This is a genomic window from Paenibacillus sp. FSL R5-0713 (genome assembly GCF_037973325.1).
Taxonomy (GTDB): domain Bacteria; phylum Bacillota; class Bacilli; order Paenibacillales; family Paenibacillaceae; genus Paenibacillus.
Map to the genome: position 1 here is coordinate 6,140,424 of NZ_CP150229.1, position 20,893 is coordinate 6,161,316.

At 48.4% G+C, this 20,893-nt stretch carries 17 protein-coding genes; 7 read left to right on the forward strand and 10 right to left on the reverse strand.

The features are described 5' to 3' along the window. Positions 1–86: 86 nt before the first annotated feature. Entirely contained in the window at positions 87–1,580 is a 1,494-nt protein-coding gene (locus MKZ12_RS27410) for a PLP-dependent aminotransferase family protein (RefSeq protein ID WP_339257727.1), read from the forward strand. Positions 1,581–1,748: 168 nt separating this feature from the next. On the opposite strand, the gene MKZ12_RS27415 is transcribed toward MKZ12_RS27410, so the two are convergent. The 6 genes from MKZ12_RS27415 to MKZ12_RS27440 form a co-directional block, all read right to left on the reverse strand. Beyond that, a complete protein-coding gene (locus MKZ12_RS27415) occupies positions 1,749–2,576 on the reverse strand; it encodes a carbohydrate ABC transporter permease (RefSeq protein ID WP_062836914.1) in 828 nt (275 codons plus the stop codon). Then, positions 2,573–3,457 carry a sugar ABC transporter permease gene (locus MKZ12_RS27420; protein WP_124116573.1) on the reverse strand — a complete coding sequence of 295 codons (885 nt, stop codon included), beginning with the start codon at positions 3,455–3,457 and terminating at the stop codon, positions 2,573–2,575. Before MKZ12_RS27420 ends, MKZ12_RS27415 begins: the two co-directional genes overlap by 4 nt. 99 nt (positions 3,458–3,556) lie before the next feature. Then, complete coding sequence (locus MKZ12_RS27425; RefSeq protein WP_339238285.1) at positions 3,557–4,837, reverse strand: extracellular solute-binding protein; 1,281 nt, start codon at positions 4,835–4,837, stop codon at positions 3,557–3,559. A gap of 147 nt (positions 4,838–4,984) precedes the next feature. Beyond that, positions 4,985–6,094 carry a response regulator gene (locus MKZ12_RS27430; protein WP_339257728.1) on the reverse strand — a complete coding sequence of 370 codons (1,110 nt, stop codon included), beginning with the start codon at positions 6,092–6,094 and terminating at the stop codon, positions 4,985–4,987. Next, complete coding sequence (locus MKZ12_RS27435) at positions 6,091–7,881, reverse strand: sensor histidine kinase (RefSeq protein WP_339238289.1); 1,791 nt, start codon at positions 7,879–7,881, stop codon at positions 6,091–6,093. Before MKZ12_RS27435 ends, MKZ12_RS27430 begins: the two co-directional genes overlap by 4 nt. Before the next feature lie 307 nt (positions 7,882–8,188). Beyond that, entirely contained in the window at positions 8,189–10,192 is a 2,004-nt protein-coding gene (locus MKZ12_RS27440) for a beta-galactosidase (RefSeq protein WP_339257729.1), read from the reverse strand. Between the two features lie 248 nt (positions 10,193–10,440). Here MKZ12_RS27440 and MKZ12_RS27445 point away from each other — a divergent pair, with 248 nt between their 5' ends. Next, the gene (locus MKZ12_RS27445; protein WP_339257730.1) at positions 10,441–11,412 is read left to right on the forward strand and encodes an AraC family transcriptional regulator; all 972 of its coding nucleotides are present in this window, start codon (positions 10,441–10,443) and stop codon (positions 11,410–11,412) included. On the opposite strand, the gene MKZ12_RS27450 is transcribed toward MKZ12_RS27445, so the two are convergent. Beyond that, entirely contained in the window at positions 11,382–12,011 is a 630-nt protein-coding gene (locus MKZ12_RS27450; protein ID WP_339257731.1) for a molybdenum cofactor guanylyltransferase, read from the reverse strand. The genes MKZ12_RS27445 and MKZ12_RS27450 overlap by 31 nt on opposite strands. A 126-nt stretch (positions 12,012–12,137) precedes the next feature. On the opposite strand from MKZ12_RS27450, the gene MKZ12_RS27455 reads away from it, so the two are divergent. Further along, a complete protein-coding gene (locus MKZ12_RS27455) occupies positions 12,138–13,367 on the forward strand; it encodes an MFS transporter (protein WP_339257732.1) in 1,230 nt (409 codons plus the stop codon). A gap of 650 nt (positions 13,368–14,017) precedes the next feature. Here the strand turns inward: MKZ12_RS27455 and MKZ12_RS27460 are convergent. Then, positions 14,018–15,751 (reverse strand): glutamine--tRNA ligase/YqeY domain fusion protein, encoded by a 1,734-nt coding sequence (locus MKZ12_RS27460; protein WP_339261533.1) that lies wholly within the window; start codon positions 15,749–15,751, stop codon positions 14,018–14,020. Positions 15,752–15,959: 208 nt separating this feature from the next. On the opposite strand from MKZ12_RS27460, the gene MKZ12_RS27465 reads away from it, so the two are divergent. The 3 genes from MKZ12_RS27465 (at position 15,960) to MKZ12_RS27475 (ending at position 17,916) form a co-directional block, all read left to right on the forward strand. After that, positions 15,960–16,202, forward strand: a complete 243-nt coding sequence (locus MKZ12_RS27465; protein WP_244988428.1) for a DUF2164 domain-containing protein — start codon at positions 15,960–15,962, stop codon at positions 16,200–16,202. Between the two features lie 33 nt (positions 16,203–16,235). Next, positions 16,236–16,784 carry a GNAT family protein gene (locus MKZ12_RS27470; protein ID WP_253441402.1) on the forward strand — a complete coding sequence of 183 codons (549 nt, stop codon included), beginning with the start codon at positions 16,236–16,238 and terminating at the stop codon, positions 16,782–16,784. Between the two features lie 223 nt (positions 16,785–17,007). Beyond that, positions 17,008–17,916: a hypothetical protein gene (locus tag MKZ12_RS27475; RefSeq protein WP_339257733.1), complete on the forward strand. Its 909-nt coding sequence runs from the start codon at positions 17,008–17,010 to the stop codon at positions 17,914–17,916. A gap of 177 nt (positions 17,917–18,093) precedes the next feature. Here the strand turns inward: MKZ12_RS27475 and MKZ12_RS27480 are convergent, their stop codons facing one another. Then, positions 18,094–18,882 (reverse strand): SDR family oxidoreductase, encoded by a 789-nt coding sequence (locus MKZ12_RS27480; protein ID WP_339257734.1) that lies wholly within the window; start codon positions 18,880–18,882, stop codon positions 18,094–18,096. 27 nt (positions 18,883–18,909) lie between these two features. Continuing rightward, positions 18,910–19,410, reverse strand: a complete 501-nt coding sequence (locus MKZ12_RS27485; RefSeq protein ID WP_339257735.1) for a GNAT family N-acetyltransferase — start codon at positions 19,408–19,410, stop codon at positions 18,910–18,912. A 260-nt stretch (positions 19,411–19,670) separates the two neighbouring features. Between MKZ12_RS27485 and MKZ12_RS27490 the strand changes: the two genes are divergently transcribed. Continuing rightward, positions 19,671–20,876, forward strand: coding sequence for a methyltransferase domain-containing protein (locus MKZ12_RS27490; protein ID WP_339257736.1), 1,206 nt, complete (start codon positions 19,671–19,673; stop codon positions 20,874–20,876). Positions 20,877–20,893: the final 17 nt, after the last annotated feature.

The window sequence follows — 20,893 nt, forward strand, 5'->3', positions numbered from 1 at the left end:
ACGTAACCAACCACTTGGATGGCATCAGACCCAACCAAATGTTATAGTGTTGGTTAAAAAGACAAACAGAGGTGATTCTGCCTGTCATGGAACGTTCTGATTCTCGACTAAACATGGGATGGAAGCCAAATCCTTCTCTCGACTTGCCCTTATATCGCCAGATTGAAGCCTATATCCGCCAGAAAATCACAACAGGTGAATGGTCCGCAGGATACCGTCTCCCCTCACAGCGAATATGGGCTGAGTCCATGGGGGTAAACCGCAGTACATTGGTCACTGCCCTTGATAATCTGGCCGCCGCGGGTCTGATTGAAGGCAGACATGGCGGGGGAACTTATATTTCTGGCTCCGGTTGGCATGGCATGGCTCACGGAGCGATGCCCAACTGGAATGAAGCCATTGAGGAGGGTTGGTATTATCCCAACCTGCCTGAGATCCAACAGATTAATCAGGCTGAATTTCGGCTTGGCATCATACGTCTTGGTACAGGGGAGCTTGCCCCGGAGCTGATGCCTCAGGATGCTTTTAACGACATCCTGTATGACCTGTCCCAACGTTCTCGTACACTGAACTACCTGGAACCTCAGGGAAGTCTGGAGCTTCGTGAGGCTTTATCCGTCCATTTGCAGACAGCTGGCATTCAAGCCTCTCCAGATTCCATACTGATCGTATCCGGGTCTCTTCAGGCATTGAACTTAATATCGGTCGGACTGCTCCCTCGCGGATCAGCAGTTCTATTGGAAAAACCATCGTACCTGTATTCGATTCACGCCTTTCAATCGGCAGGGTTGAAAATGAGCGGAATCCCGATGGACGATGAAGGACTGCACATTGCACGCCTGGAAGATGCCTCACAGCATGTCAAAGCTCAAGACCACATCTCGCTTCTCTATACTATTACGAGCTTTCACAATCCCACGGGCTCTGTGATGAGTGATCCCCGCCGGGATAAACTGATGGCCACCGCTCGAACGCTAGGCATCTCCATTCTGGAGGATGCGGCCTACAGTGATCTGTGGCTGGACAACCCACCTCCGCCATCACTGAAGGCACGTGACCAGGAAGGACGGGTGCTGCATATGGGAACCTTGTCGAAGGCAGTCAGTCCCGGCTTACGCCTCGGATGGCTGGTAGGGCCAGAGCCGGTCATACGCCGGCTCGCAGACATCAAGATGCAGACCGATTATGGTACCAGCTCACTCGCGCAAGAAGCCGCTGCCTTGTGGTTCGCAGAAGGACATCATGCAGAACATATGGAACGCCTTCGCCCTGAGTTACGCAGACGCAGAGACTTCATGCTGGATCTGTTGCAACGTCACTTTCATGGAATTGCGGAATGGAAAATACCTGCTGGCGGCTTTTATATCTGGCTGCAATTCACTGTGTCCCCTCTCTCTATCCGCCAATTGTTCCATACCTGTCTGGAGCAGGATGTGCTTATCCACCCGGGCTACCTATATGACCGGCTGGATGCGAGTCACATTCGGCTGTCTTACGCCTATGCTTCTTCTGAGGAGATGGAGCGTGGACTACAATGCCTTGCAGAAGCTGTACACAGGCTCATGGATTCTGGTTCCTGAATTCGAATGTGGGTTCCAGATTTCACAACCAAAAAACAGCCTTGACCTGAAAGGACCGAGTCCTTTAGATCAAGGCTTTTTGCGTTAGTTTTGTACATTTGGACGAATACCAAAAGCGGGTCGATACCAATAGCGCTCTGGGATTTCATCGTTTCATCCTGCTATTCGCTATCCTTTTACAGCACCCTCTGCAATCCCCTCCATAATGAACTTCTGGAAGAACGCATAGATCAGGATAACCGGGATCGCAGTCAGAACCAAGGATGACAGAATCAAAGGCCATTCCTTGTTATATTCACCAAACAACATGTTCGTGGACAGAATCAGCGTATACCGATTCACATCAGTCAACATGAGCAGTGGCAACAAGAAGTCATTCCAGATCCACAGGAAGTCCAGAATCGCGATGGTGACTGTGATTGGAAGCAAGAGCGGGAAGATAATCTGGAAGAACGTCTGGAACTCGTTACATCCATCAATCTGAGCCGATTCCTCCAATTCACGCGGAATGGACTTGACAAACCCGTGATAGAGGAAGATGGCCATGTTCACACCAAGCCCGATATAGATTAAGGCCAATCCGTACGTGCTTCCCTGTACACCCATGCCTTTGGCTACCCGTGTCAGCGGAATCATGATCGAATGGAACGGCACTAGCATGGATGCCACAAACAGGAAGAAGATCAGATTGCTCAGTCGACCAGAGGTACGTGACAGCTTGTATCCAGCCAATGAGGCACAGAAGACGATACCACCAATCCCTAGAAAGGATACAATCGCCGAGTTCATCGAACTACCCAACAGATTGATTTTGTTAAATGCGTCCGAATAATTCTCCCAGTGCAGCGTGGTCGGCAGTGCGATAAAGGATTGGAACATCTCTCCTTGTGTTTTAAAAGAGTTCACTACCGCCATGTAGATCGGCAGCATGGCCACAAGAGATCCCAAGATCAGCAGCAGGCGGATCAGATAACTGTTCAGTCGTTGCATCCTCATGCTTCCACCTCTTTCTTCTTCATGACGGTGATCTGGATGAGTGTGAAGATGAGAACGATGATGAACAGCACAACCGATTTGGCACTCGCATAGCCGTACCTGAAGTTATTGGAGAACGCTTCTTCATAGATATTCATCGTGATAACCTGTGTAGCACGGCCCGGTCCACCACCAGTCAGTCCATACACCACTTCAAACACTTTAAATGCTCCATTCAGCGTCAGGAAGAAACAGATGGTCACAGCATGAGTAATCATTGGCAGCACCACATTGCGCAGCACTTGGAACGCGTTGGCGCCATCAATGACAGCCGCTTCCTTGAGACTTTTTGGCACACCTTGGAGAGCGGCCAGATAGATGATCATCATATACCCCACACCGTTCCAGAGCGATACGATCAGAATGGAGTAAAATGAAAACTTCGGATCTCCCAGCCATTGCTGGTCCAAGAATGAAATGGCCAGTTTCTGTGCGAGCTGTGGCAGCACCTGAGAGAAGATGAATGTCCACATGAAGGCACTAATGATTGTACTGATCATGTTAGGCATGAAGAACAAGGTCCGGAATAGCCCTTTGCTGCGCGTCCGTGATTCGATCAACACGGCGAGCAGCAAGGCAATTCCATTTTGCAGAATGAGCATAAATATTACATATTTCATCGTGAACCACAGGGAGTTCAGAAAGTCCGGATCTTCTTTGAACAATTCCACGAAGTTGCCCAGACCGATAAAGCTGTAATCCCGATTAAGTCCGTTCCAATCCGTCAGACTATAGAACATGCCACTAAACGTAGGGTACAGCAGGAAAATCGCATAGATGACAAAGGCAGGCGCAGTGAACGCAAGCAATGACAGATACTTCTTGAACACATTCGTAGCCATAGGTTCTCCCCCTTTTCACTCGAAGCGGATAATCGATTGTAAACGGGGGAACGAAGAACGTTCTGCCAGCCGTTTCATCTGCTTGGGCCTCGCAGCTCCTTACTTGTTGACTTTGTTGTAGGATTTCCACGCTTTGTCGAGCGCATCGATAACCTGCTGTTGATTTAATTGCCCGGAGTAGTAGCCTTGTAACGCTTTGCCTGATTCATCTTTAACTGCTTGAGGGATAGAAGGGTCCTGATAGGCTTTGCCTTCGTTCACATATTTCAGTGCATCGTCTACCCATGGGAAGCTCTTGAAGTCATGGATCTTGGCAACCGGATTGAATTTGAGTGCTTCATAGAAGGCACTTGAATCCTTGTCATCGAGAATGTAGTTCACGAAATCGAGTGCCACTTCTTTATTCTTGCTGGATGACGATACTGCCAGTGAAGTGGACGTACTCAGATTGATTTTAGTATCATCCGGGTTATCATTGATCGGCATCGGTGCCACACCAAAGTTCAGGTCCGGGTTGGATTTCAGAATCGTCTCGGCAAACCATGGTCCCTGAATCCACATCGCTGCGCTTCCTGAAGCGAAGGCTGCTGAACCATCATCTCCGCCGACTTCCAGCGCTTTCTCTGTACCATTCGCATTGACCAGATCGAAGACATCGAACAACGCTTTCATATCCGAGAAGGAGCCTTGATCCTGATTCATCTTGTCGATGAAGTCTTTGTGCTCCGACTGTGTTAAAGCCCCCACAGTGAGCGGCAGGAATAATTGCGGAATCCAGGATTCTTTGTAGGACAGTTCAAACGGTGTGATGTTGGCTGCTTTCAGTTTCTCCACGACCGCCTTCATTTCTGTTAACGTTGTTGGTACTTCCAGCCCTTGCTCTTCGAAGATATCCTTGTTGTACAGATAGCCCCATGATAACGTTTCCAATGGAACAGCTACGACTTTGCCCTCCGCATTGGTTACGGAAGGTTTCACCGAATCCAGTAATTTATCGACAAAAGGTTGATCCGACAGATCTTCCAGATAACCAGCTTTGCTGAACGGTGGAATCTCATTGACTGCATGCAGGGCGAACACATCCGGTGCATCATTGGAGGCGAGACGTGTCTTCAGAATCTGAGGTGCATTGTCTGCTGGCGGCATCTCCAGTTGCACGTTCACCTCAATGTTTTTCTCTGCTTTCTCCTTGGCTTTGAACTGTTCTATATATTTATCGTAGTGTTCTTTCAGCCGAGGTTGTGCAACGAATACTTTGAGGGACACCGTGCTGCCTGATGCCGATTCTTCCTGCCCATTGTCCGTTCCTGCATTGGAACCGCAACCTGCGAGCAGAACACTGACCAGTACCGCACTTGCTACGCTTTTCCATACTTTCATCTCTTATGACCTCCCGGTGTGTGACTGGTTTGTCTTTCATAGGCTCATTATATATCAGAAAATGAAAGCGCTTCATTGGACAAAATTAGACTTGTGTATTGGATTATTTTAAACCTTAATCCAGCCCAAAGGGCTTTCTTGAACGGCTCATTGCGTGCCACTGCTTGAATTGCCTGGCATACGCGATAGTCCCTTGCGCATCTCCCCCGGTGAAACTCCGAAATGTTTCTTGAATACCCGATAGAAGTAGGACACATCCTCATACCCCGCCATCTCGGCAATATGTTTGAACGGAATCTGATCATCCATCACCCATTCCTTCGCTCGTGTCATGCGTAACTGGACGACATAATCGGTCACATTCACCTCATACTCTTTCTTGAATACCTTGCTGAGATATTCCTTGCTGACAAAAAAGATCTGGGCGAGCTGCTCCAGCGTAATCATCTCCATACAGTGCTGCTCCATGTATTGCTTCACTTCCTCCAGGTTCAGCTTGTTCTTGAATTTGCGCTGCGCAATGAGTTGCTCGAGAGCCTGGTAATATGGGGCGGATATCCAGGCAATTGTGGATTCTATGGAAGCCAGCGCTGTTGAAGGGGGTAACACCGTTGCTTCGCCCCGCTCGTACAATCCATTGGAGACACAGAGTTCATCCAGCAAAGCCTGTAGTTCATAGGCCACTCGTCCAAGCTGCCGGGGTCTGTTAATCTCGCTGCGTTCCAGCTTCTGCTGCAGTTGCTGGAACCATTCCCGCAGACTTTGAATGTTCAGGTCATTAAACCGCAAACGAGCCTGCTGTTGAAACAAAGAAAAATCACCAGCAAAGGAAGGCGGATACGCTTCCCATGATTCCGGCGCAGATTGAACCTTTTCCAATTCTTTGGCACATTTGGCTAGTACACCATTCAGTTCATCCGGATTCACCGGTTTGAGCAGATAATCCGCAGCCCGATGGCGGATCGCATGTTTGGCATAATTGAAGTCATCATATCCGCTCACCACGATCACCTTGATCTGTGGGTACTGTCCGCTCAGCGTCTGTAGCAGCTCCACACCGTCTGTGCCGGGCATGCGCATGTCCGTAATGATAATGTGAGGCTGATGCTGCTTGACCAGTTGTATGGCCTGCTCACCATCCTCTGCTTCACCTGCAACCGTCATTCCGAGTTCACTCCAATTCCCCAGGTTGCGCAAAATATCCCGGTTCCACGGTTCATCATCCACCAGCAGTACTCTGTACAGTTCCTTGTTCACAAGGCTTCGCCTCCTGTATTGCAGGGAATTCGTACTGTAACACTCGTCCCCTGTCCGTATTCACTTTCCATGCTCATCCCGTATTCAGGTCCAAAATGCATTACCATTCGTGAGGCTGCATTAACCAGTCCAATACTCGTCCCTGAACTCCATACCCGATCAGCCTCCCAGGTAAGTCGCTCCAGCCTGGACTGCATCTCCGCTAGTTTCTCAGCATCCATACCCACACCGTTATCACGAATTCGAATCGTTACCTCTTTAGGTTCACAGACGACCTCAATGCCCAGCTTCCACTCCCCCGGTTTCTTCTCCAGACCATGCAAAAATGCATTCTCCACAATGGGTTGCAAAGACAACTTGGGAATATAACACGCCCGAAGTTCTCCGGTAATCTCCAGTGTATATTCAAGCTTGCCCCCAAAACGCTGCTTCTGAATGAGCATATAATGTTCCAACTGATCGAGTTCAGACTGTAAAGGGACAAGTCCATCCGGCGCTCTCACAATATAACGAAACATCTCGCTCAAGGCTCGAATGACTTTATAACTGTCTGCCGGTTTTTGCGAGTAGACCATGCCGCCAATCATCTGCAACGTATTTTGCAGGAAATGCGGATGGATCTGGGATTGCAGAGCTTTGAGCTCCGCCGTCTGCTTCTCCAGATTCATCAGGTAGTTGTCCCGAATGTGTTCCCGTATACGGCTTGACATGCCATGCAGATTTTTCTCCAACAGACCAATTTCATCCACCCGGCCGCTTCGTACCACTTCTCTGTCCTTAATCAACTGAATACCCTTCATGGAATTGGCCAGTCTGACAATGGGCTTCGATGTACGCCAGGCCACGAGCGCAGCTATTCCCACAGAAATGACGGTTGCCAGGCCACCTACAACCAGTCCGTATTTCATCGTTTCCAAGGCACTCTCGTTAATCACATGGGCAGGTACAATCTTGATCACACGCAGTCCTGACGGGTCGATGGAATGATAGAATACGTATTCCTTGGCTGTACGGATGAAACCGGAACTTTCTTTGGCGCCTGCCAATTGTTCCAATGCTTCAGCGGACGGCTGGATGTTTTGATTCGGCTGATAGACCGGGTTGCCCGCACTGTCGGCGATGTATACTGCATAATCCCCCCTGCTATCCAGCAGCTCAAGGGTCTGATTGAACTCAGCCCACTTGACCTCCAGACTGATGGCGCCGATCTGTGCCTGATCCTCGAAGCGATTCATGCTGCGAGTCATGTGAAACTTTTGCGGATCGTCCGGATCATTGATAATTGTAAAATCTTTATGTTGTGCAAAAAGCTCATGATACCCTTCTGGGATTTCCGATACCGTTTTGATGCGAGAATCCATGGAGTTGAAGGTGAACAAGGTGTCCAGTTCCTTCAGATACAGTTCAACGCCAAACACATAATTGCCAGCGGAATAATATACACTGTTCAGCATATTGAACATGGCCTTCTGTTCGTCAAATCGGCTGGCTGCTGGCGCTTCCTGATTCAACGCCAGATACTGATGCAATTCGTCACTGATCTGAATCGAATAGATAATATTGTTCATGCGAGCGAACTGTTCGCCCAGATAGATGGAGGCCCAGTTCATATTGGCACGGTTGGTCTCCATAATCTCCTCTTCCATGGAAGAGCGGGTATTCTCAGCTGCCATAGCGGTCATGGCAATGACGGGTAGAACAGCCAGCAGCGTCATGGTAAGAATCAATTTATTACGAATGCTGCGTTTGAAAGGATCTGTCAGCTTCCGATAACATTCAGTAAACACAGCGCATCCACTCCTGAGCTAAAATAGACAAACGCCCCAGCATGGAAGCCGAGGGCGCTTTGGTCTTGATATTCATTTTGATATGTTAAAATATCACGTTATACACTAGAATGAATGGTTACACGAGATCACTACGCGGTCAGAACAACCCTCTGATCGCTGTTATCACCGGATTTTTTTGATTCCCTTTCTAAGGGGAAAATCCGGTGATAAAGGCGAACGCTCCGCTTCCTCAGGTTATTTCTGCCCTCTCCGTTAACGTGTACATGTTAAATTCATCTTATATACCTATATTTATTATTTCCTATTATTGTTCGATAATCCGTACGCCCCATGGTTCCAGTCCGATCTTCTCTCCCGCAGCAATCGGAATTCCTTCCAGAAGTTCGGTCCCTTCCCCATAGGCATTCACGAAGGATGTCGCCTCATCCGCATAATTGAAATAGTAGCGAATCGTATTTCCCTGATCGTTCACACCTGTCTTCACAATGATTGGAAAAGCCAGTTCCTGCTCAGCTCCCCATACACCCGCTTCCTTCATGACACGTTCCAGTACCTTACGGATCACCGCAGAACTGGTGTAACAGCCGACATAGGTTGCTTTGCCTTTTCCATAGGCATTCTGGGTAATTGCCGCATATTCACCCCAATGTGGATGATCATACCAAGCAAGTACTTCAGCCGTTGTCGGTGTAATTAATTCCATCCAGGTGTGGATCTGATTCTGCTCTTCACCAACCCCAAATGGATCATCCCGCAGCGAAACATGTTTTGGCTCTACAAAAAGGTTATAGCTGATTCCGCATGCCTCACTGATTAGGCCAGGCTGGCGGCTAGAGCGTACCTTGATATGCTCATTTGCAAAGCCGCTCTTGAACGAGTAGACGATATGTCCGCCATCCTGTACGAATTGATTCAATTTTTCCAGCAACGCATCCGATGCAGCATACAGAGCAGGTACAACGAGCACGTCATACGCCGCATAATTCTCAACAGACGGGTCGATCAGGTCACAGCCAATATTCATTTTATATAATTCATCGTACATCCAGCGAACCACATCATTATAATTCTTGTCACTGGTGAAGTTAAAACCAAACCACTTGATTGATGTCAGGGCCTCATTGCTGAACAGCACAGCCACCCGATTTTTTTTCTTCAGATTAACGAGCTTTGGACTCAGACGGGCAAAATCCCTGCCAATGGTCTTCGCTTCGTTGTACACCGGATTCGGTTCAAAGTCATGACTGAGCAATCCTTTCCAATACGTCTCAAACGAATTATGCAACGAATGCCAGTGCCAGTAGGCGACCATGTTCGCTCCGGATGCCAGATGACTGAATGCCTGCAACCGAAGTTGTCCCGGATAGGGAACCCAATGCCAGAATGCCTGCGCTTCGGTCTCCAGTACCAGATAATTGGATTGTTTGGTGGAACGAGCCACATCCCCGCCGAATGAAATCTCAATGCCTGTCAGATCATCCTGGGAAGGATGGTAGATATCCACACTGGTGATGTCAAAAGGTTTCGATGCGGCAAAATGATCCACATCCCCTTGAATGCCGTAGGAATATCCACGCCAATCGAAATCAAAGTTCTGGGTAACAAACTGTCCTTCCTGTTTGTATTCATTCACGATCCCCACTTGCCAAGCCAAAAAGTTGGTTACCAGCTGCCGCTGGAACTTGGCAAACTCAGCACCCAGACTACCGTTAATCGTTCCTACAACAGACGGGAAGTCTTCCCAGCTATTGATCCGATTACTCCAGTAATCGAGGCCAAATTCCTTGTTAAGCTCATCCAGAGAGCTGAACTTGTTCCGCATATATTTGACGAATTGCAATTGTACATTATCTCCGGCCGTATTGTAATGTTTCGTCTCGTTATCCGTCTGATAACCGATGACCGCTGGATGTGTGCTTACCCTTGATATCAGCTTGCGGATGATCCGCTCGGCATAGAATAGATAGGTTGGATGTGTAATATCCATGATCTGTCTTGCACCATATTTACCAGGTCCCTGTGAGGTAGTAGCCAGCACGTCTGGATGTTCCTTGACCATCCACGTTGGAACAGCATACGTTGGTGTTCCTACGATGACCTGAATCCCCGCTTCATGCATGGCGTCCAGCACACGGTCTACCGAAGAGAAGTCAAATACGCCATTCTGCGGTTCATGAGTACTCCAGGTTGATTCTGCAATGCGGACTACGTTGATCCCGGCATCCTTCATCATCTGAATGTCTTTGTCCAATCTTTCGTAAGGCATATATTCATCATAGTAGGCCACACCATATAATAATTTGTCCATGATTTAATCTCCTTTTTAAGTGGAAAATATAATGATCTTGACGTGTGCAAGAGTTGACATATTCCAAGTTGGAATGGTAGCGTTTACATTATTATCGGTTGAAGAACTTGGATTGTTCAGTAACCTCTTCAAACGCTGATATGTTCCATGGATTATCCATGCTGGCGTTAAACTGATTATAATGAAGTATACTAAGGGTGCCGATTGTATAAGGCGAGTTGTTTTTACCCTTTTCCGAGGTGAATATTATGGATATCCGATCACAGCTCCGAGAAATGCCTCACCATACGCTAGCCCACTGGCTGCCTATTATCGACTCCAACATCAAATTCTATGGTGCGCACAGCCAACAAGTACCCCATGGATGGGCGATGCCGGAGGAATCACATCCGGGTTTTGAGATTATGTTGATCATCCAAGGTACTCAGGAGAGTGTGATTCACGGTTATACCTATACCGTGGAGGAAGGTTCCATTCTTCTCATTCCTCCCGGGTTCAAACATACGAATCAATGTGTATCGACGGAAGGCATGACTTATTTTAGCGCTCACTTTAATGTGGATGATCCGGTCTTTACCCTGAAGCTAATGTCACAGCATAGCCAAATCTACGCAGCAGGTACGGCCGTTAATCGGAAGATGCGCGTTGTGCTGGAGAGTTGGATGAGCATGATTAATGTATCCGAAGCCTACACATCCACGGACAAAATGATCATGCAGGCACGCATGTTTGAACTGTTCGCCCTGTTGTCCCAGGCCGCTGACAATGAACCGGAATCCACAACTTCCGTTGCTGCTTCACATGCACCAGCTCCAACAGCCATGCATTATGCGGGAGCTATAGCGGAGGCAATCAAGCAGGCATTCCATGCCCAGCTTCGAACCAAGGAAAGCAGTGTATCCACGGTCAAAGTAGAGCAGATTATATCCTCGTTTGGCATCAGCCCGGGATATGGTCTACAGGTCTTTCGCAAGGTGTACGGGCGATCACCCAGGGCTTACCTGTCCAGCTTGAAATTGCAGGAGGCCAAGGTACTGATCGAACAGCCTGAGCTGTCGCTCGGGGAAATTGCGTGGAAGCTCGGCTACACCCATCTGTCCCATTTCAGCAGACAATTCAAACGTTGGACAGGCCAAAGCCCGCTGCAATACCGCAACCATCATGCAGATGAATCAGGTGATCCTGTATCCTATAGATCTGAAGCAAGTCCGGAATCTTGATTGCGTATACGCTCATACTCTTCCGGCGTGTTCATATTACTCATTTGCATCGCTACTTGATGGACACCTGCGCTCTCAAGCTCTTCCACTTCCACATAGCGGCAACCGATCTCTTCAAGCCATCGCATGACTCGAAGATGATCCTGGTTCAGACGCTGCTCCAGATCAGGGAGCACTCGCTTGTGGTAGGCCCCTGCAAGAGGGTGGACATGCCCATCCACGCGTGGAACGATAGCAGAATATGAGTTATGCGATTCGACCAGCTTTTTTATTCCATCGAAAAAAGACGTTTGCAGGAGCGGCATGTCGCAAGCGCATACCAGATTCCAGTCTGTATCGGAAGCTTCCAGCGCCGCGTGAAGACCGGCGAGTGGCCCCTTCCCCGGATAGTGATCCTGAACGCAGTCGTAGTCCATTGCACTGTAGGTTGTCACATGGGGTCCGGCAGCCACGATGATACGCGATACTGCGGGTCTCAAGGCCTTTGTGACATGTTGCAGTACAGCAGAACCGTTTAGTTCCAGCATGGCCTTGTTGGTCCCCATGCGGCTGGATAAACCTCCTGCCAATATGATGCCTGTCCATTCCCTTGAGTTCATGATGGCTTGTTCCCTCCTGGTAACGATATGAGCTTGTTAAATCAATGGATCAACATTTTCTATAGATTGAATCCCCTTTCAACAAATGATACATTGAACAATATGCATTTGAAAGGAATGGCTTAATTGGACAGACCTGTACCTTCAAAAGGTAATCCCTCATTGGGATCTCTGAAACTATATAACTTTTTCATATATGGCGCCATCTCCATCTTTGCCGGATTCCTGCAGTTATATCTGCAAGAGATTGGCATGACCAAACTGGAGATTGGCAGTCTGATGGCGATTGGACCTTTTGTCTCCTTGTTCGCCAACCCGTTCTGGGGTTTCTGGAGCGATAAATCCCGCAATATTCGCATCATTCTGATGATTATGATGGGAGGCACTTTTGTGCTCGCCCAAGGTGTATTCTATGCGCCCAGTTATACATGGATCTATGTAGCCATGATCTTTTTTTATTTTTTTCAAAGCCCATTATTTGCTCAAACCAATAGCCTGATTCTCGGATATATCGATGGCACAACCCAGAAGTTTGGATCATTCCGGCTCTGGGGTTCACTCGGTTGGGCACTGACTGCCGTTGCAGCCGGCCCGCTCATTGACCGTTTTGGTATCGGCAGTGTATCGATTATCTTTGCGTGCATGATTACTGTCGCCTTCGTGTTATCCGTGTTCCTGCCCAGACAGCCTATTGCTTCCGATACACCCGTGGTGACTTTTCGGCGGTTTGGCAAAGTCATGTTCAATCCGTATTTTATGACATTTATCGGTCTTGGCGTACTGGTCTCGGTACCCAATGCCATGAACAGTACATTTATGTCCTTATATATTGTAGAGATGGGTGGCGACAAACAGATGGTCGGCTGGGCCATCTTCACCTCATCCATTCTCGAAGTCGGTGTATTCCTGCTGCTCGACCGCTTGCTCAAACGCAAAATGAGCATGCTTCTGGCCTCTCTCATCCTGATCAGTCTGCTGTTTGCACTGCGCTGGCAGCTTATGGCACTGGCCAGCAACCCGATGGAGATTGTATTCATTCAGCTGATGCATTCCATCACGTTCGGTGGGTACTTCTATGTAGGCACCCAACTGACCATGCTGTTCATTCCAAGACCCTATCGTTCCTCCGGTCAAGCGGTCTATACGATGGCCTGGGGTGGTCTCTCAGGGGTTATTGCAGGTCTGTTTGGCGGCTGGCTGTTCCAGAACTTCGGGGCGGAAGTCATGTACAGTATTGGCGTATTCTTCTCGCTCATCGGTGCTGTTGGATTCAGCATCATGTGGTTGTCGAACCGCCGTAACGGCTATCAGCCGGTTGTGTTGACGGAGATGGGCAATATGGATGAGGACAGATAATCTTTTGTTAGAAAGAGTTGAGAGATAGAGTTACACTAGAGCACTACGATGACAGAATACCCTTCCGATCGCGGTTATCCCCGGATTTTTTTGATTCCCTTTTCAAAGGGTAAAATCCAGGGATAAAGGCGAACACTCCGCTTCTCCAGCTTTCTTCTGTCCTCTCCGTTATCGTGCAAATTAACGTTCAAACATTCAAACAAAAGATTATGGATAGTAGTAGTAAAGAGAAAGGAGTCTAAGGTTTGTGTTCCTTACGAACCTTAGACTCCTTATTTGCATCAATTTCACCTAATGCTAAAGCTAAGGAATCTCAGTCACGTTATATCGCATAAAAAACACTAAAAATCTCGAAAAGACAGGATAAATGAGGAAATAAGGTGTCTACGATTCGTTACGTTGCTGGAATGCCCAAATACACTTAAATAGCGTGCCCTCGGTTCGTTAGATTTTTACCACATGCGTACATGTATGCTTCAGCTCATGTTCATGCCATATTATATGCTCGGTCTAAAACTAACCTAACTATATGTTGAAAAACAAAAGGGCATCCTTCGCCATGATCATGACGAAGGATGCCCTTGCTTTAACATATCATTTGTCTGCTTGCCAGCACTCCGATGAACAGAGCTTAAGCTGATTCATCGAGCTTATGCCTTCGGCAGTTGGAATGAGCTTTTCAGGGATACAACCCGGTTAAATACCGGACGACCTGGCTCGGAATGTTTCGGATCTACGCTGAAATAACCGTGACGGAAGAATTGGAATTTATCCTGAGCGTTCGCTTCCTTCATCTCTTGCTCCACATACCCGTGAACAACCTCAAGGGAGTTCGGGTTCAGTTGATCCAGGAATGTTTTCTCCGGTTGCTCTTCCACAACCTCCGTTTCAGCCCCAGCTACAGCCACTTCAACCTCAGCTTCTGGTGCTTCATCCATGATCAAAGGCTCATACAGACGGAATTCAGCAGGTACCGCTTGAGTCGCTTCTACCCAGTGAATCGTACCTTTAACTTTACGGCCAGTGAAGCCACTGCCGCTCTTCGTCTCCACATCATAGGTACAATGAATCTCGATCACATTGCCTTCTGCATCCTTGATTACATCGTTACATTTGATAAAGTATGCATGTTTCAGACGAACTTCGTTGCCAGGGAACAAACGGAAGTATTTATTCGGCGGATTTTCCATGAAATCGTCTTGTTCGATATAAATCTCACGAGAGAACGGAATTTGGCGATTCCCCATCTCCGGGTTCTCCACATTGTTCTCTGCTTCGAGCCATTCCACTTGCCCTTCCGGGTAGTTGGTAATAACCACTTTGAGCGGGTGCAGGACAGCCATCGTGCGTGGAGCTTTCAGTTTCAGGTCTTCACGTACAAAGTGCTCCAGCGTTTGCAGGTCGATGACCCCTTGGCTCTTGGAAATGCCTGTTTCGAATACAAAATCACGAATGGCTTCCGGCGTATATCCCCGGCGGCGCAGACCCGAAATGGTCGGCATACGAGGATCATCCCAACCATCCACATGGCCTTCGTCCACGAGCAGTTTCAGCTTCCGCTTGCTGGTCACCATCTGGGACAGGTTCAGGCGGCCAAATTCATATTGACGCGGTTGGCTCTCCATCTCACATTCTGCAATAACCCAATCATAGAACGGGCGTTGGTCCTCGAACTCCAGGGAGCAGAGGGAGTGTGTTACACCTTCAATGGCATCTTCGAGCGGGTGAGCGAAAGCGTACATCGGATAGATGCACCATTTGTCGCCCGTGTTATGATGATGTGCATGTGAAATTCGGTAGATCACCGGATCGCGCAGGTTGATATTCGGTGCAGACATATCGATCTTGGCACGCAGTACTTTCTCCCCGTTCTGGAATTCGCCTGCACGCATACGTGTGAACAGGTCGAGATTCTCTTCCACCGAACGATCACGGTACGGGCTGTTCTTGCCCGGCTCTGTCAGCGTTCCGCGCATTTGACGAATTTCGTCGGCGCTTTGGTCGTCGATATAGGCTTTACCTTTTTTAATTAACAAGACCGCACGGTTGTACATCTCATCAAAATAATCCGAGGCAAAACGTTTCTCGTTCCACTCGTATCCGAGCCATTTCACATCTTCCTGAATCGATTGAACGTACTCTACATCTTCCTTGACCGGGTTCGTGTCATCAAAGCGCAAGTTCGTTTTGCCGCCAAATTCGCCGCCCAGCGTAAAGTTAATCCAGATCGCCTTGGCATGGCCGATATGCAGATAACCGTTCGGTTCCGGAGGAAAACGGGTAATAACTTCCTGGACTTTCCCTGACCGGAGATCTTCGGTAATAATATTTTTGATAAAGTTAGGTGGGGTTGTACGATTGTCCACAGGTATCAAACCTTTCATGAATTGATTGGAACTTTCAGTAATTGCAACGCGTTTCATTTAAATATACCTTTAACGGGGGAGGAGTTCAATAAAGAAGGCACCAAAGTCAGGTACAGCTGCGCATAAATAGGCCCAAAACCATTTTGACGGGTTCGCTCGAATCATGTAGCATGATAGTAAAATAAAATTAAAGGGAGGGTTTCCCATCACATCAAATTCGCTTAAACTGACCAAAGAACAGCAGGATGAAGCCATTCGTACCATCCAGTCGTATTTCGAAGAGGAACGTGGCGAAGAACTGGGTGATCTGGCCGCTTGGGGTGTCCTCGACCTGTTCATGACACAGCTCGCTCCCTACATATATAATCAGGCACTCCGTGACGCGCGCACAACGGTCAATCAACGCATGGCATCGATGGAAGAAGACCTGTTTGCACTGGAACAAAAGTTACCCAAGACTTCCCGTTAATTCACTAATTTATGAAGAAAGAAGGTTGCATTCATGTTTACCTATTCATTGGATGAATATACCGAACTCCGGCCGCTGGCCATGGAACACACCAAACCGCTGTTCGAACTCACGGATCGTTCACGGGATCAACTGAGACATTGGTTACCGTGGGTTGATCATGTGACAGAAGTGGAACACACCTCAAACTTCATTACTAATGCATTAAAACAAGGTGCTGAAAATGGCGGCTTCACCGCCGGTGTGTGGTTAAAAGGTGATCTTGCCGGCATCATCGGATTCCACGAGATTAACTGGACCAACCGCTCGGTGAGCATCGGATATTGGCTTGGGAAAGGTTTTGAGGGTCAGGGCTTGATGACAAGCGCTTGTCGCGTTCTGGTTGATTATGCACTGGTCACACTGGATCTGAATCGCGTCGAGATTCGCTCGGCAACGAACAACAAACGCAGTCGCGCTATCCCGGAAAGACTCGGATTCGTTCTAGAGGGTGTCATTCGTCAGGCAGAGAAGCTGCCTAAAGGTTACGTGAACCATGCAGTATACGGCATGCTGCAGCATGAATGGGAACTTTTACGCTAATTTGTTTACATAATTGAGTTAAAATTTAACTAAGACCAACCGTATGCCCCTTTCCTGTGTACATTTTAAACACGGGTGAGGGGCATTCTTGGTTATTGATCCATTTTTTACTGACAATTAAGGTTCCTCTCAGCCTCCCTTCATTCTTGCTCTCTAATATAACGTTGTGGGTGAACACCCATACACCCATACCAACCTACAGAAGAAAGAAGGATGATCCAGGATGAAGAGAGCCAAAACATCAAGAACAGTAGTGGTTACCAGCGCAATGGCTATGACGATTGCACTCGGTGGAGGCATGTTTGCACATTCAGTAGCTAATGCAGATCCGGCAGCAAACCCTTCAGGCCAGACGGACAACGCTCCTACAATAAATTCACATAAAATAAAACCAGAAGACGGGGTTAGAGGTTTGGGGCCCGGGCTGGAGCGCTATTCGGACGAACTTACCTCCGTGCTTGGCGTGTCTGCCGATGAGCTGAAAGAAGCGCGCAGGTCAGGCAGCACCATTGCCCAGATTGCAGCAACCCAAAATGTAGATGTACAGACCGTCATTGATCAACTGGTCGCAGCGGAGAAAACAGAACTCCAGCAGCAGTTGACCAATGGCAAAATCACACAAACCCAATACGATGAGCGTGCAGCTACAATTACACAACGTGTGACTGACCTGGTAAATGGTAATAAGAAGGACGTTGGAGCAGGTGGGCGTGGTCGGGGTGGATTTGGTGGACCAGGAGCAGAACGTTATACCAAGGAACTGACCTCCATCCTCGGGGTTACAACGGAAGAACTGAAGGAAGCCCGTGAAGCAGGCAGCACTATTGCCGAGATTGCCGTCACCAAGAACGTGGACGTGCAGACGGTTATTGATACACTCGTTACTGCCCAGAAAGCAGAACTGCAACAACAGTTAACCGACGGCAAGATCACACAAAGCCAATTCGATGAGCGCGAGGCAGACATTACTCAACGAGTTACTGACCTCGTCAATGGTAAACAGCCAGAAGGTCCAGCAGGTCACATCCATGATCATGGAGCAAAACCAGACGGCAAACCCAAGACAGTGCCGATTCCGGATTCCGGCAAAGTCGACAAGTCAACTAATGACAGCAGCAAAGACTTATCTTAACAAAGGATTAGGCCCAGAACGCTAGGCAAGCACAGGCTTGTTTATACACCCGGTTTAATGCATGAATCAAGATAAAGCCCCTCCTACTCCACAACAAGTGGACATCAAGGAAGGGCTTTGTTTGGATATCGCAATCCGTTTCCATATCACTTTAAATCTGTTGATCAAACTTCTCCCTTAGAGGGCTCGGACCATACCACCATCCACGATCAATGAGGTTCCGGTGATGTACGTATTGGCCCCGGATAACAGGAATACCACCGCTTTGGCAAACTCCTCTGGTTGACCATAACGGCCGAGTGGAATCTCCTTTTGGAACTGTTCCGAGACTTCATCCTCACTGACTCCGTTCTGCTCTGCCCGTGCAGCGTCCAGCTCACGAATGCGGTCTGTGGCAATACGTCCTGGCGCCACCGTGTTGATTAAAATTCCGTATGGAGCCAGCTCTTGGGATAACGTCTTCGCCAATCCAAAAACGCCGGTACGGAACGTGTTGGACAGCACCAGACCCGGAATGGGTTGCTTCACGGAAGTTGAAGCGATATTCACAATGTGTCCTCCGCTTTCTTTCATATAAGGAAGAGCACCGCGAATCAGCCTTACATAACTGAGTACATTTAATTCAAATGCACGCTCCCAGTCTTCATCCGTCAGTGACTCAAATGAACCCGAGGGTGGCCCACCCGAATTGTTCACCAGAATATCAATCTGCCCGAACAGCTCTGCTGTCTTGTGAATCAGCGCCTCAATATCTTCCTTACGTGTCACATCGGTTGCATGATATTCCACACGTCCACCACCACCAAGCGCCAGAAGCTCCTGCTTCACGGCTGCGAGCTTTTCTTCGCTCCGGCTGGCGAGCATGACGTCAGCACCTTCTGCTGCCAATTGAGCGGCTACCGCTTTGCCCAGCCCGCGGCTGGAAGCCAGCACCAGTGCTTTTTTACCTTGAAGTCCCATGTCCATCGTTGTTCCTCCTCCTCAGCTACGTTTCTATTTGGTTTGGATAAAATAACCCATATGAATGTCGTCCACATCCTTGCCGCCGATATAAAACTCGGACACCAACCTGCCTTCCGTCACAAATCCACACTGGGTATAAAACGTAATCGCTCCCGGATTGCTGGAGAGTACACGCAGCCTGAGCTTACGAACGCCTTGTTGGGCCGCATGCTGCTTGATAGCATCCATCAAAGCAGTAGCGATACCACAACGCCGATCATGAGGATGAACTGCAATATGAATCTCGTAAACGTGACGGTTGACGGGCATACCTGTCGCTGGCTGAAAGCCCACATAACCACATACCCGCTCTCCCTGCACCGCAATCAATTGGCTGCCTGGCGGACAATACTGCAGGTATTGCTGTCTGGAGCGCCATTGCATCGGTGCAGGAGAGGTGTATTTGTCCCATACCAGGGTGTCCAACTCCATGAGCTGTGCTGCATCTTTAATCTCGGATGGACGAATCGTAAATGTATGGCTGGTAAGCATAATGATTCAACCTTTCGTGCTATAGTCGACAACGCTGTACGTTACAACGCCGGAAGTTAAGCGAGTGATGAGTTAGAAGTTAGGAAACCATGATTCGTTAGCGACACTGTCTAACTGGCTTTGTTCTATATATTGTAGCATAGCCTCAACGTTGACTAAAATTCCAACCGGGTTTGAACCTTTTCGCATAATGAAATGAAATAAACGTTTAACCTTGCCGTAACGTCATGGTTTATACTGGTTCGATAAGGAGGGGACGCATGATGAACATCAAAGAGGCAGCAAGCAGGCTCGGGATATCGGCGAGAGCCATTCGTTTTTATGAGGAAAAAGGATTAATTCTACCCGCCAAACAGACCACTAACGGGTATCGCACCTACACAGAAAATGATATTTGGCGGCTTCAAACCATTGCTGCGCTGCGTGAGATTGGCATGTCCCTGCAGGATATTACACACGCGCTCGGAGAGATCGATCAGGGGAATCAGCGGCGGCTGGAAGAATATCTGGAGCTGCAACAGGCCGTCATGTATGCCCAATGGATTGAACTGAAACGTATGATGGATACAACCCAGCGTATGATTGATCTGAATCGCCAGGACGGACCGCTGGATGTCAGCCATCTGCACGATCTCGCAGACAGTGCGCGGCGTCTGCGTGAAGCACGGCAGAACTGGCATGATCGGTGGAATTATGACACACAGGCAGCCATCCATGATCAGCGAGTGCAGGTAGAAAGCAAAGTCAATACTGGACAAGAGCAAACCAACCCAAAGGACAGACATCGTTTGGACGACGTCTCGCTCATAAACGGTAAGAGTGAAGTATCACATCCATATCATAGTGAAGATCAGCACACGTCGAGTGATTCCAATAATACGATACAGTCTTCCTTTTATCTGTATCACAACTATGATGAAGGGCTTGAACAGACGGTTCAATGGATCTCGCCTGCTCCTGGTGAGAAAGGACTCGATATCGGTACAGGTACGGGTAATCTCGCAGGAAAACTACTACAGTGCGGCGCAGACATGACTGCAATCGACCAGTCCCGGGAGATGCTTCGCAGATGTCGTAGCAAATATCCCGAGATGCATGTGAAACTTGGTAATTTTCTGGCGCTGCCTTTTACAGATCAATCCTTTGACTTTGTTGTATCCAGCTTCGCCTTCCATCATCTGAGTCCAGATCAGCAACTACTGGCCTTACAGGAGATGCAGCGAGTTCTAACCTCGCGCGGACGTATTGGTCTAACCGATCTGATGTTTGTCGATGCTGCTCACCGCGAGGCGTATGTCCGTGAAGCTGAGTTATCAGGACACGAGGAACAGTTGCGCGCCTTGCGTGACCGTCACTTCCCTCTGCTGGGAGAGCTATGCCGCTGGCTGGAACAAAAGGGCTACGTCACAAAACATGTGCGGCATAATGAGCTGTTGCACACGTTGCTGGCGGTTCCGCTACTGTGAGCAATACATCATGAACA